The organism is Massilia sp. 01N417 (genome assembly GCF_056399645.1).
This window is the reverse complement of the sequence record NZ_JBFTRS010000008.1, coordinates 166,354-178,562: the sequence shown is the minus strand read 5'-3', so window position 1 is coordinate 178,562 and position 12,209 is coordinate 166,354. Positions and strand designations below refer to the sequence as shown.

General features: G+C 64.7%; 15 protein-coding genes. 7 read left to right on the top strand and 8 right to left on the bottom strand.

The genetic code is table 11. The features are described from left to right. Nucleotides 1–101: 101 nt before the first annotated feature. From tadA to queE, 3 genes are read right to left on the bottom strand one after another with little or no spacing between them, the layout of a single operon-like run. On the bottom strand, nt 102–605 hold the full coding sequence (tadA, locus tag AC1DOQ_RS11365) for a tRNA adenosine(34) deaminase TadA (RefSeq protein WP_477363467.1): 504 nt from the start codon (nt 603–605) through the stop codon (nt 102–104). Then, nucleotides 598–1,044, bottom strand: coding sequence for a 6-carboxytetrahydropterin synthase QueD (queD, locus tag AC1DOQ_RS11360; protein WP_442121390.1), 447 nt, complete (start codon nt 1,042–1,044; stop codon nt 598–600). The genes tadA and queD overlap by 8 nt, the downstream gene beginning before the upstream one ends. A 29-nt stretch (nt 1,045–1,073) precedes the next feature. Next, nucleotides 1,074–1,709: a 7-carboxy-7-deazaguanine synthase gene (queE, locus tag AC1DOQ_RS11355; RefSeq protein WP_477363465.1), complete on the bottom strand. Its 636-nt coding sequence runs from the start codon at nt 1,707–1,709 to the stop codon at nt 1,074–1,076. 159 nt (nt 1,710–1,868) lie between these two features. Between queE and AC1DOQ_RS11350 the strand changes: the two genes are divergently transcribed. The 3 genes from AC1DOQ_RS11350 (at nt 1,869) to AC1DOQ_RS11340 (ending at nt 6,445) form a co-directional block, all read left to right on the top strand. Continuing rightward, nucleotides 1,869–2,354 (top strand): hypothetical protein, encoded by a 486-nt coding sequence (locus AC1DOQ_RS11350; protein ID WP_477363462.1) that lies wholly within the window; start codon nt 1,869–1,871, stop codon nt 2,352–2,354. Nucleotides 2,355–2,524: 170 nt separating this feature from the next. Further along, nucleotides 2,525–3,508 carry a sensor domain-containing diguanylate cyclase gene (locus AC1DOQ_RS11345; RefSeq protein WP_477363459.1) on the top strand — a complete coding sequence of 328 codons (984 nt, stop codon included), beginning with the start codon at nt 2,525–2,527 and terminating at the stop codon, nt 3,506–3,508. A gap of 84 nt (nt 3,509–3,592) precedes the next feature. Next, the gene (locus tag AC1DOQ_RS11340) at nt 3,593–6,445 is read left to right on the top strand and encodes a M16 family metallopeptidase (RefSeq protein WP_477363457.1); all 2,853 of its coding nucleotides are present in this window, start codon (nt 3,593–3,595) and stop codon (nt 6,443–6,445) included. A 66-nt stretch (nt 6,446–6,511) separates the two neighbouring features. Here AC1DOQ_RS11340 and AC1DOQ_RS11335 read toward each other — a convergent pair whose 3' ends face one another. From AC1DOQ_RS11335 to AC1DOQ_RS11320, 4 genes are all read right to left on the bottom strand, one after another. After that, a complete protein-coding gene (locus AC1DOQ_RS11335; RefSeq protein ID WP_477363454.1) occupies nt 6,512–8,200 on the bottom strand; it encodes a DUF2382 domain-containing protein in 1,689 nt (562 codons plus the stop codon). A gap of 22 nt (nt 8,201–8,222) precedes the next feature. Next, complete coding sequence (locus AC1DOQ_RS11330) at nt 8,223–8,648, bottom strand: YsnF/AvaK domain-containing protein (protein WP_477363451.1); 426 nt, start codon at nt 8,646–8,648, stop codon at nt 8,223–8,225. Nucleotides 8,649–8,740: 92 nt separating this feature from the next. Further along, the gene (locus tag AC1DOQ_RS11325; RefSeq protein ID WP_477363448.1) at nt 8,741–9,019 is read right to left on the bottom strand and encodes a hypothetical protein; all 279 of its coding nucleotides are present in this window, start codon (nt 9,017–9,019) and stop codon (nt 8,741–8,743) included. Then, nucleotides 9,016–9,867 carry a DNA/RNA non-specific endonuclease gene (locus AC1DOQ_RS11320; protein WP_477363445.1) on the bottom strand — a complete coding sequence of 284 codons (852 nt, stop codon included), beginning with the start codon at nt 9,865–9,867 and terminating at the stop codon, nt 9,016–9,018. Before AC1DOQ_RS11320 ends, AC1DOQ_RS11325 begins: the two co-directional genes overlap by 4 nt. A gap of 167 nt (nt 9,868–10,034) precedes the next feature. Here AC1DOQ_RS11320 and AC1DOQ_RS11315 point away from each other — a divergent pair, with 167 nt between their 5' ends. The 4 genes from AC1DOQ_RS11315 (at nt 10,035) to AC1DOQ_RS11300 (ending at nt 11,312) form a co-directional block, all read left to right on the top strand. Beyond that, nucleotides 10,035–10,427, top strand: coding sequence for a hypothetical protein (locus AC1DOQ_RS11315; protein WP_477363442.1), 393 nt, complete (start codon nt 10,035–10,037; stop codon nt 10,425–10,427). Further along, complete coding sequence (locus tag AC1DOQ_RS11310; protein ID WP_477363439.1) at nt 10,428–10,691, top strand: DUF5985 family protein; 264 nt, start codon at nt 10,428–10,430, stop codon at nt 10,689–10,691. Nucleotides 10,692–10,702: 11 nt separating this feature from the next. Continuing rightward, nucleotides 10,703–10,969 carry a DUF5985 family protein gene (locus tag AC1DOQ_RS11305; RefSeq protein ID WP_477363599.1) on the top strand — a complete coding sequence of 89 codons (267 nt, stop codon included), beginning with the start codon at nt 10,703–10,705 and terminating at the stop codon, nt 10,967–10,969. Nucleotides 10,970–11,039: 70 nt separating this feature from the next. Beyond that, entirely contained in the window at nt 11,040–11,312 is a 273-nt protein-coding gene (locus AC1DOQ_RS11300; protein ID WP_477363436.1) for a hypothetical protein, read from the top strand. Here the strand turns inward: AC1DOQ_RS11300 and AC1DOQ_RS11295 are convergent. Then, a complete protein-coding gene (locus tag AC1DOQ_RS11295; protein WP_477363434.1) occupies nt 11,309–12,139 on the bottom strand; it encodes a phytanoyl-CoA dioxygenase family protein in 831 nt (276 codons plus the stop codon). The genes AC1DOQ_RS11300 and AC1DOQ_RS11295 overlap by 4 nt on opposite strands. Between the last annotated feature and the right edge of the window lie 70 nt (nt 12,140–12,209).

Genomic DNA, 12,209 nt, shown 5'->3' with positions numbered 1-12,209 from the left:
GGTCCACGTGAGTCTCCGCGCCACTATGCGGGTGGCGTAGATTCAGCATACCATTTTCGGCAGATCGTGGGCGCTACGGGATGTGGCGGAACGCGGCGGAACTAGGCCTTGCGCGCCGCGCGGCGCTCGGCAAAGAAGCCCTTCAGCATGGCGCCGGCTTCCTCGGCCAGCACACCGCCGACGACTTCGGTGTGGTGATTCAGTTCCTCGCGTGCGAACAGGTCGAGCACGGAGCCGCACACGCCGGTCTTGGGGTCGGTGGCGGCGTAGACCACGCGCGCCAGGCGGGCGTGCATCATCGCGCCCGAACACATGGCGCAGGGTTCGAGCGTCACGTAGAGTTCGCAGCCCGGCAGGCGGTAATTGCCGAGCTTTTCGGCGGCCGCGCGCAGGGCCACGATTTCGGCGTGCGCGGTCGGGTCGTGGCGCCCGATCGGCTGGTTGAAACCGGCGGCGATGATTTCGCCATCCTTGACCACCACGGCGCCGACCGGCACTTCGCCAGCGTCCCAGGCCTTGCGCGCTTCCCGCAGCGCCAGCGCCATGTAGGCGCCGTCACCGTCACGGGCGCTTGCGCTCGGCTCGGACAGCAAGGAATCAGGCATCGGTGATCTCGGCCCAGCAGTTCGGGGTTTCGTGCAGCACCAGCTTCTGCAGGCGCAGCCCGGTACCGTAGCGGTCGGTGTAGGCGGCTTTCAGGATGTTCCAGGCGACCTGCGCCAGGTTCTCGACGGTCGGGATGCGGTCGATGACGATGGTCTTGTGGCCCGGCAGGCTGGCCAGGAAATCGCGCACCTTCTCGTCCTTTTCGTAGACCAGGAAGGCGTGGTCCCAGACGTCGACCAGGTGCTCCTTGGCGAGCGCCTTGATGTCCGAGAAGTCCATGATCATGCCGTTGTCGGAATTGCCTTCCGAATCGATGACGGCGCCGGTGAGCGTGATCTCGAGGGTGTAGCGGTGGCCGTGCAGGTTGCGGCACTGGCTCTTGTGGTCGGGAATGCGATGGCCGGCATCGAATTCCAGCTTGCGGGTAATGGTCAGCATAAATGTGGGCAATACTGGCGCGGGAGCGCTCAGGGGATTTGCAGGAGTTTGTGGGTCTGGATGCTCAGCTTCCACTTCGGATGGCGGCGGCAGGTCTCGATCGCCAGGCGGGTGTTCTGGGCGGCCAGCAGGCCATCCATGGGCTGGACGTAGAAATTCTCGAAGTCGAGGTGCTCGTAGGCGGCCAGGTCCTGGCCGGCCTGCGGGATCACCACCTTGATTTCATTACCCTTTTCGACCACCAGCTTCGAACCCATCTTCGGGCTGACGCAGATCCAGTCGACGCCTTCCGGCACCGGCAAGGTACCGTTGGTCTCGATCGCGATGGTGAAGCCGCGCGCGTGCATGGCATCGATCAGGGCCTTGTCGAGCTGCAGCAGGGGCTCGCCGCCGGTGAACACGACATACTTGCTGGCGGGATAGCTGGCCGGCCACAGGCTGTCGATCTCGTTGGCCAGCAGCGCCGCGTCCTTGAATTTACCGCCGCGCTCGCCATCGGTGCCGACGAAATCGGTATCGCAGAACTGGCAGACGGCGCTGGCGCGGTCGCTTTCGCGCCCGGTCCACAGGTTGCAGCCGGAAAAGCGGCAGAATACGGCCGGACGGCCGGCGTGCGCGCCTTCGCCCTGCAGGGTATAGAAAATTTCTTTGATGCTGTAAGTCACGGTAAAAGTCCGGTTAAGCCTCTCGTCAACCTTCCATTATACCGCGCGCGGGTGCCGCTGCAGTAGACCCCGGATTTATTGACTATCGGCAAGATCTATCCATTCGGAAAATCGTAGATTTTCATGACGGAAAGTTCCTACGACCTTAGGAGGCCGACTATGAAGACAAGCATGCAATACGCCCGCTACGCCGTCTACGCCCTGAGCGCGATGCTGCTGCTGGCCGGGCTGTGGCGTGCAGGAAGCGGGGCCGAAGCAGTGCTGCCTGAACGTCTGCGTGCGGGCGCCTTCCTCCTGCTGGGCATGGCCGTGCTGTACGCGGTCCTGTTCCGGCGGCTCCGCAGCGAAGACCGGATCGCCGGCCTCGAGGCCGCGCTCTGCCGCGAAGAATCGGCCCGTACCCGGTCCGACCAGGCCTCCGCGGAAGCCGACCTGCTGCTGGCCCGCATGGCGGCACGCGCGAGCGGCGATTGCACCGGCGATCCGGAGGGCCAGCTGGTCATCATCCAGGCCGAGCTGACCCAGATCCAGCAGCGCTGCACCGCCGACCAGGCGATCCGCAGCCGCCTGGAACTCCTGCGCACCCGCCTCGACCGTCTCGGCACCAGCCTGCGCAGCAATTCCCGCGCCGCCGAGCCCGGGTAAGCGCTGCGGCTGATTGATGTCGTGCATTTCTAGGAAAATTCCTGCTTAGAAATCTTCTTGCCATTAATCAATAAGGCGCGTCTGCCGTCCCCCACAATCGGATCTTGTCAGCAATCAATTTATTGCTCAACAGACAAATCAGGGGACGGCTTATGACAGGCACGACCACAATGCCACGGCTCATCGACGGCGCCAGCGCGAACGGCGACCGCGCCTTCGCCCACCAGCTCATGGAAATGCTGGCGATTCCCGTATTCGTGCTCGACACCAGTTGCCGTGTGATGATCTGGAACCGCGCCTGCGAGCACCTGACCGGCGTGCCCGCCAGCGAAGTCGTCGGCACCCGCGAGCACTGGCGCAGCTTCTTCGACGAGCAGCGCCCTACCCTGGCCGACATGGTGGTACGGGAGCGCACCGGTGAAATTCCGGGCATCCATCCGCGCCAGGGCTACGGCATCCCGTCCGGCCAGCCCAGCCATCTGTCGGCCGAAAGCTGGTTCGACATGCCGCGCGCCGGCCGGCGCCGTTACCTCGCCCTGGACGCCAGCCCCATCTACGACGAGCGCGGCCGCCTCGCCGCCGTGATCGAGACCCTGCGCGACCTCACCGACGAGAAGATGGCCCAGATCGCCCTCGAGCAGCTGGCCACCCGCGACGGCCTCACCGGCCTGGCCAACCGCCGCTGCTTCGACGACACCCTGCAGGCCGAATGGTCGCGCGCGCTGCGCCAGCGCCAGCCGCTGTCGCTGCTGATGGTCGACGTCGACAACTTCAAGGCCTTCAACGACGCCAACGGCCACCTCGGCGGCGACGAATGCCTGAAGCGCATCGCCACCGCCGTCGCCAGCGAGATGCGCGCCAACGACCTGGTGGCCCGCTACGGCGGCGAGGAGTTCGCGGTGATCCTGCCGAACCAGTCGCTGAAGGGCGCCGCCAGCGTCGCCGAGCGCATCCGCACCCGGGTCGAGCAGTTGCAGGTGCCGAACCGCCTGGCGGCCGGCCAGCGCGTGACGGTCTCGATCGGCGCCGCCACCGCGCTGGCGTCGCCGGATACCTCCGCATCCGACCTGGTGGCCACCGCCGACGCCGCCCTCTACCGCGCCAAGCACATGGGCCGCAACCGGATCAGTCTGCCGCAGTCGGAACCCGCCTGAGCCGCATACATACTTGATTGTCCTATATCTTTCCTTGGGAATACTCTATGCTGTCGCGCACAGTATTTTTCCCAAGGAGATCGCGTGACTCAGTTGTCCAAGTTCGTCCCGCTGGCAGCCCTGCCCATGGCCCTGTCCATGGCGCTGCCGGCCCTGGCCGCGCCCGCTTCGGCGCCATCGAAATCCGACGTCCTCCCGTTCAAGGCCACTGAAAAACAGCTGCCGAACGGCCTGAAGGTGATCGTGGTGCCGACCGGCTTCCCGAACCTGGTCTCGGTCACCATTCCGGTGCAGACCGGTTCGCGCAATGAAGTCGAGCCGGGCAAGTCCGGCTTCGCCCACTTCTTCGAACACATGATGTTCCGCGGCACCAAGGCCTATCCGCCCGAGAAGTACCAGGAAATCATCACCAAGGCCGGCGCCCGCCAGAACGCCTACACCAGCGACGACCTGACCAACTATTACACGACCTTCGCCAAGCAGGACCTGGAAACCGTCCTGAAGGTCGAGGCCGACCGCTTCCAGCACCTGGATTATGCCGAGTCCGCGTTCAAGACCGAATCGCGCGCCGTGCTGGGCGAGTACAACAAGAACAGCGCCAACCCGATGCAGAAGCTGTTCGAGGTCCAGCGCGACGCCGCCTTCAACACCCACACCTACAAGCACACCACGATGGGCTTCCTGAAGGACATCGAGGACATGCCCAACCAGTACCAGTACTCGAAGGTCTTCTTCGACCGCTGGTACCGTCCCGAGCGCACCACCATCATCATCGCCGGCGACGTCGATCCGAAGAACGCGGTGGCGCTGGTCGAAAAATACTGGAGCGGATGGAAGCGCGGCTCCTACAACGTCGCGGTCCCGGCCGAACCGGCCGCCCAGGGAGCGCAGTACCGCCACGTGAGCTGGCAGAGCCCGACCCTGCCGCTGGTGACGGTGGCCTTCCGCGCCCCGGCCTTCTCGGACACGAAGAAGGACCAGGCGGCGCTGTCGATGCTGTTGTCGCTGTCGTTCGGCCGTACCTCGCCGCTGTACAAGCGTCTGGTGCAGGACGAGCAGAAGGTCGACCAGCTGTTCGACTACACCCCGGCGCGCGTCGACCCGTCGCTGGTGACCATCGGCGCGCGCGTCAAGAAGCCGGAAGACGCGCTGTACGTACGCAATGCCATCCTCGAGACGGTGGCGAAGCTGCGCGACGTCCCGGTCACGAAGCAGGCACTGGAAGATGCCCAGTCTTCGGAAAAGTACGGCCTGATCCGCAGCCTGGACAACACCGACACGATCGCCCAGACCCTGGCGTCCTACGTCCACTACGACCGCTCCTACGGCACCATCAACCGCTACTACCGCCTGATCGACACCCTGACCCCGGCCGACCTGCAGGCGGCGGCGCGCAAATACCTGGTCGACGACTCGATGGTGGTGACCACCCTGTCGCATGACGCCCTCCCGGCCGGCATCGAGGCCCTGCCGAAGCTGGCCGACATGGCGCCGAAGGCGGCCGACGCGAAATTCGACGTGCTGGTGCAGAAGACCGCCCTGCCGCAGGTGCGCTTCAAGCTGCTGTTCGAAGCGGGCTCCAGCCAGGACCCGGCCGGCAAGGAAGGCCTGGCCGCGCTGACCGCGGCCATGGTCGCGCGCGCCGGCTCTACCGAACGCAAGTACGACGAGGTGACCAAGGCCCTGTTCCCGATCGCCGGCGGCTTCGGCGAGCTGACCGACAAGGAAATGACCACCTTCACCGGCACCATCCACAAGGACAACTGGAACCAGTTCCTCGACGTCGCCCTGCCCCAGCTGCTGGCCCCGGGCTTCCGCGAGGACGACTTCCGCCGCCTGAAGGACGCCCAGAAGAACGCCCTGGTGCTGGACCTGAAGGACAATAACGAGGAAGAGTTCGGCAAAGAACGCCTGCAGGCGAATATCTTCGCCGGCACGCCCTATGGCCACCCGGTGCTCGGCACGGTGAAGGGCATCGATTCGATCACCCTGGACGACGTGAAGAACTTCTACCGTCAGGCCTATGCGCAAGGTGCGCTGCACGTCGGCATCTCGGGCGACGTCAGCCCGGAGATGACTACCCAGCTCAAGACCCGCCTGGCCGGCCTGCCGGAAGGCGCCGGCCTGCCGCGCATCGCCAAGCCGCAGGGCCACATGCCGCAGGGCCTGGAAGTCGAGATCATCGAGAAGAACACCCGCGCCACCGCGATCTCCTTCGGCCTGCCGATCGAGGTCAACCGTGCGCACCCGGACTTCGCGGCCCTGTGGCTGGCCAAGACCTGGCTGGGCGAGCACCGCGCCTCGAACTCTTACCTGTACCAGCGCATCCGCGAAGTGCGCGGCATGAACTACGGCGACTACGCCTATATCGAAGCCTTCCCGCGCGGCATGTTCGGCTTCTTCCCGAGCCCGAACCTGGGCCGCAAGTCGCAGATCTTCGAAGTCTGGATCCGTCCGGTCGCGCCGCAGAACGCCCACATGGCGCTGCGCATCGCGCTGACCGAACTCGGCAAGCTGATCGACCAGGGCCTGACCCGGGAACAGTTCGAAGCGACCCGCGACTACCTGATGAAGAACGTGTTCGTGATGACCGCCACCCAGGACGCCCAGCTCGGCTACGCCCTGGACTCCCAGTGGTACCGCACGCCGGAATTCACGCAGATGATGCGTGACGGCCTGTCGAAGCTGAGCGCAGCCGACGTCAACGCCGCGATGCGCAAGCACCTGTCGGCGAAGAACCTGTCGGTGGTCTTCATTACCAAGGATGCGGCCGGCCTGAAGGACAAGCTGGTGAGCGATGCCTTCTCGCCGATCAGCTATGACGCGACCAAGCCGCAGTCCCTGCTGGACGAGGACAAGGCGATCGGCGCGATGAAGCTGGGCATTCGTCCGGAGGCGGTGAAGATCACGCCGGCGGTGCAGGTGTTTGCGCAGTAAGCGCCCCCCGTTCGGACGAAAAAAACGCCGGCCTCAGCCGGCGTTTTTCATGGGACTACCTCCCGATCACGAAGTGACCTTGTCCCAGCCGTGGCGCACTGCCGCCTTCATCTTTTCCCAGGTCGACACGCCGTTGCGGCTGTAGCGGGTATCCCAGTCGCTGCGCAGGTCGGATTCGACCTCGTCCCAGTTGCGGCCCTGGTAGCGGGCGTCGCCGCGCATCTGGGAGCCGTAGCGGTAGGCCGGCGCGTAGTCGTCGTAGCTGCCGCCCGAGCTGGCGTAGTTGCTGTCGTAGTGGCTGCGGTAGGCGCTGTCGCTGTCCGTATCCGGGGTGATCTTGTCCCAGCCACGGCGGATGGCGGCCTTCATCTTGTCCCAGGTCGAGACCCCATTATTGCTGTAACGGGTGTCCCAATCGCTGCGCAGGTCGTTCTCGACGTCGCTCCAGTCGCGCTTGCTGTACTTCGCGTCGCGGCGCATCTCGGAACCGTAGCGGTAGGCCGGTGCGTAGTCGTCGTAGCTGCCGCCCAGGCTCGAGTAATTCGTGTTCCAGTCGTTGCGGAAGTAGCTGTCGTCGTCTTCCAGGCTGGAAGCGCGCATCGACGAGCGGTCCTTGTCCAGCGATTCGACCTGCACCTCGGTGTGGCGCACGGTGTCGCTGATGTTCTGCTGGCGCTGGGAGACTTCCTTGCCGACCAGGACTTCCTCCACCACGCGGGCGGTCTTCTGGATCAGCGGTTCCTCGGCGGTTTCGCGCATCTCGATCGTCTGCTCCTTGAAGGCGGTCGAGTCGGACGGCGAGATCGGCTGGTCGACCGGACGGCGTTCCACGTTCACGTGTTCTTCGCGCAGGTTGATGCTTTCGTTGACCGGGGTCTCGACCACGCGCGAGAACACGCGCACGCCGCCGCGCTGGACTTCACGCTTGCCGACCTTCAGGTCTTCCTGCACGACCGGAATCGCGGTGCTGCGCTGCTCGTTGAGCATTTCGCCCATGTCGCGCTGCATCGAACCGGACTGGCTGACGTCGCGCTGCACGGAACCGGTGCGGATGGTGCCGTCCAGCGAGCGAGCTTCCTCGTCCTGCAGAGGCTCGCTGCCCTGCAGGGATTCGCCGGCGCGCAGCCTCGTACCGGACTGGAGCGAGCCTGAGCCGCCCATCGGTTCCTGGTAGGTCTGGCCTCCGGGCACCATGTCGTTGTTGGTCTGGGTGGCGAACGGCGGACGGTCACTGATTTCGCCGCTCAGCGAGCCGGCGCCATAGGACGGTTCGCGGTATTCGCCCGATTGCGAGGAGATCGGCGCGGACTTCTGGATGCCGCTGCCCGCGCTGGCGCCGGCGGCCAGCATGGCCGGGTCCAGCGAGCTGGCCGAGCCGGTCAGGTCGTGGCGTTCGTCCAGGTCGACCGGACCGAAGCGCTCGAGGATGTCGGCGGCGCGCTCGACTTCCGGTTCCGATTGGGTAACGAGGGTCAGCACGTGGTGGCCGCGGGTGACGGCGTCCGAATAGCGCTCGACATGGTCGTCGTTGTCGGAGCCAAACAGGCCGGTAAAGAAGTGCTTGATCTGGGCCATGAAGCCCTCGTGCACTTCGCTGGTGTGGGGCGTGGTGCCGGTCAGGCTGTCGGTCTGTCCGGTCGGATCGGCGCTGGAGACGTTGACGTCGGTGCGGGTGAAGCCCGAGGCCAGCAGTTCGTCCATCGCATTCTGCGCGTCGCTACGGTTGTCGAATACCGCTACTAAGGTATGTTGCATGATAGATCCTCCGATTGACATATCATTCAGGTGGGCGGTCGCCGGCCTCGTCGAAGTGCTCCACGCTGACCTGCTCGGACTTGAGCATGACGGTTTCCGCGTGGTGCTCCTCGCGCCGGGTTCGGGTGATGCGGACTTCCTCCTTGATGCGCACGCGGCGTTCGACCACGAGGACTTCTTCGAGGATCGGCACCACCAGGGTATCGCCTTCGTAACGCGTGGCGGGTGCAGCGTCGAGCGGGACGATGCGGTCCACCGGGACGTGGCTGATTTCAAGCTCGTCGCGCGCCAGGCGTTCGTCGATGTGGCAGGGATGCTCGGCGACCGTCTTGTGGATGCGCACGCCGCGACCGGTATCGACAACCCGCTTGTCGACCTGCACTTCCTCGCGGACCACCGGCACCTTGAGTGGGTCCTGTGCGTTTGGTTGCGCTTGGTCAATTTGCACGGTTGATCTCCTCGAATCACGACGCTAGAGCAATCGAGGTTACCGCAAAAATTGACGGAACCCGCGCACCATTGACTATCTACAAACGTCAATCATGCGAATGGATTATCGACTGTTTCCACCGGCGGTGGCGGCAACTGGTCCGGCAAGTCCCGGCTTTCGAGGCTGGCGACGACCTGTCCCAGCAGCGCGTGCAGGCGCCGCGCCGCCTCCAGGCCGTGCTTGTCGGCGGTCAGGTCGACGTCGCCGGAAATGGTGATGCGGTCGAGGCGGTTTTCCAGCATCAGGCGGCCAATCTCGATCACATCGGCTTCGTTTGCGTAGGGAACGAAAGCGCGTGCGTCCTCGGGTTTGTTCATACTCTTGCTCATGAATTCCTCCTGTCGCCCTTGTTCTGGCGGATGTTCGGCAATTTCAGCATGCGCTCCTTCTCCTCGTCGCTGAGGGCCGGCAGCAGGTTGATGCCGATGATGCGTTCGAGTTCCGGGATCGGGATCACGTTCGGCTTGGCGTCGGCCGTGTTCTCGACGAACCAGGCGGCGCCGGCCTTCTGGCGCGGACTGTACACCAGTTTATACAGGTGGGTCGGCACCAGCACGTTGCCGACCTTGCGCAGGTTGGAGCCCAGGAAAGCGGGGCCGGTCACCACGTACAGGTCGCCTTCCTTCTTCGCCATCTTGCGCACCACGCCCTCGATGCCGGCCCACAGGTGGCGGTTGTTCTCGCCATCCTGAGGGACGATGTTGGCCAGGCTGAAGCTGTCGCGCTGGCTGTCGCGGTCGGGCATGTCGCCGTTCGGCGCCATGTGGCCGCGGTCGAAACCGCTGCGGGCATAGTCCGCGAGTTCGGCGCGCTGGCCGGCCGGCAGGCGCTGTTCAGCATGGAAGGAATTCTCGCGCGTCAGCTGCTGGGCCGATTCCACCTCGTGCGCTTCGAGGTGCTCGGCCGACCACAGCGGCGTGCGCGTGATACCCGAGTGCATCACGCTGAACACGTTGAAGCACAATTCCTTGGTCTGCGATGCCAGCTTGGGATTCTGGATCTGCGGTGCGCGGCCGTCGAGGTAATGGTCGGCGCACGACGCCGGCCCTCGCTGCGCTCCGGATTGGGAAGCGACGGGCGTGCCGGCGCGGTGGGTGTCCGCGGCGTGTCGGTCGCAGCCTCCGAGGATCAGGAGGGTGGACGATAAAACTAGCGGAGCGAACAGCTTCTGAAACATGGCGATGTACAAATATCAAACGTGCCGTCATTGTAGCCGAGTAGCTCTTGCGGGGCCTCAGAAGACCCGTGCAGCGCCGCGCACGATAGAAAACGCCTTTCCGATTGGAATGTTATAGAATGCCCGCTTTCCAAAAGCTAAAGTGCATTTGAGCAAATATATTGGTAATGGATAAATACTCCATTCCCGAGGATCTCCGGCGCTTCGTGCTGACCAGCATTCCTTCGGTACCCTTCCTGGAAGCCCTGCTGCTGATGCGGGCGGATCCGGAACAGGCATGGACCCGGGATACCCTGGCGCGCCGCCTCTACGTGCGCGACAAGGTGGCGGACGGCCTGCTCGACGAGCTGTGCCGTTCGGGCATGGCCGCGCCATGGCCGGATGCCAGCGCCAGTGCCTATTGCTACCGGCCGCGCGAAGACGCGCTGCGCGAACGCATCGATCGCCTGGCGGACGTCTACGCGAGCCACCTGGTCGAAGTTACCCACCTCATCCATTCTTCCCTCGACCGCAAGGCGCAGCAGTTCGCCGACGCCTTCAAATGGCGAAAGGATTCCTAAGTGGCGTTTACCATCTACACTCTCTGCGCCCTGACCTCGCTGGCCTGTGCCGTGCTGCTGCTGGCCAGTTATCGGCGTACCCGGCACCGCCTGCTGTTCTGGAGCGGCTGGTCCTTCGTGGCGATGACGGTGAATAATCTGTTCCTGGTGCTCGACAAGATCGTGTTCCCCGATCCCGACGTCAACCTGCTGCCGGTGCGTCTGATTTCGGCGCTCGTCTCGATGCTTCTCCTGCTGTATGGCCTGATCTACGAAAAGGAGTGACCGTGACCGACATGCTCACCGGCGCCATCGCCATGGCTTCGACCGTGATCGCGCTGTTCTTCCTGCGGTTCTGGCGCAACACCCGCGACCGCTTCTTCATGTATTTCGCCCTCTCTTTCGGCATCGAAGGCGCCCACCGCGTGTACTCGGCCCTGACTTACCAGGATGCCGAGGATTCGCCGCTGCATTACCTGGTCCGCCTGCTGGCCTATGGCCTGATCATCTGGGCGATCCTCGAAAAGAACCTGCCGCAGCGGGACAAGGACGGCGGCCGCTAGCGTGCGCCCGCACCCTCCCCCCTGCGCCATAATCGCCCGACAGTGATCGACGCGCATACAGGAGGAAGCGATGGCAGACCAGCAGAACCAGGATCAGGACCAGACGCAGAAACAGCAGGGCCGGCAGAACCAGCAGCGCGCCACGCCGGACCACAACGGCGAAGCCAGCCGCTCGGAAGACCTGCTCCCGGCCGGCGCCGCCGACAATACGGCCGACGGCCGTTTCGAGGTGGCCGAGGAAGTGAATATGGACCAGCAGTCGGACGCCACCCGCCGGGTCGGCAAGGCGCCCGAGGGCGCCGCCTCGGATGCCCTGGCCGACTCGCTGAAAAAACAAGGCTAGACCGTCAGGCCCATCTTCAGGCCTTCGATCGTATGGGCCTGGTAAATATCCTCGAGCGAGCTCACCACCCGGCACGTCAGGTGGGCGCGCACCTCTTCCGGCAAGCGGTCCCAGTAGGCCTGGGTGACTTGCAGGTCGTGCTTCTCGGCGTTGCGGGCATCCGGCGCATCCACGCCCAGCACGAACACGGGCCGCGACTGCTGCGAGCGGTTGGCGGTGCCGCGGTGGATGGTGAGCGCCGAGCGCGCCGAAATATCGCCCACCTTCGGCAGCTTGCGCTGGGCCCGGGCCTCGTAGCGCGGGTACAGTGCTTTGTCGGGGAACATCGGATCGCTGCCGGCCAGGTCGTCCCACTGGGTGCCCGGTGCGATCTCGAAGGGGCCGATCTCCTCGGTCACGTCGACGGTCGTGATGTTGAAGGCCAGCGAATTCAGGCGCCGGCCCACCAGCGTCGCTTCGGGCGCCGGGAAATCGCGGTGCCAGGGCTGGTGCATGGCGCCCGGGAAGGGAATGTCGAAGCCGGTCTCCACCACCTTGTAGTCCGGACCGAGCACGGCGCGGCACACGGCAACGACCCAGGGATGCGTGACCAGCTCGACGAAGCCGCGCACGCGCTCCGGATGCACTTCGACGTAATAGCGCTGCGGGCCGCGTTCCAGGGCGCCGCCGGGGCGCGCCTTCGCTTCCGCGAACAGCTTCTCGATGTCTTCCTTCAGCTGCGCCACCCACTCCTGGGTGAACGCGCCCTTGCAGGCGATGATGCCGTCGCCGTACAGGCCGCCCATGATGGTGCCCATATCGTATCGTTCGTCGATTCCATTGCTCATGATTCTTCCTCCTGGGTCGCCATCCTAACGCCAAGCCGGCAAGCGGCGCGCACGGCCGATGGTTGACGAT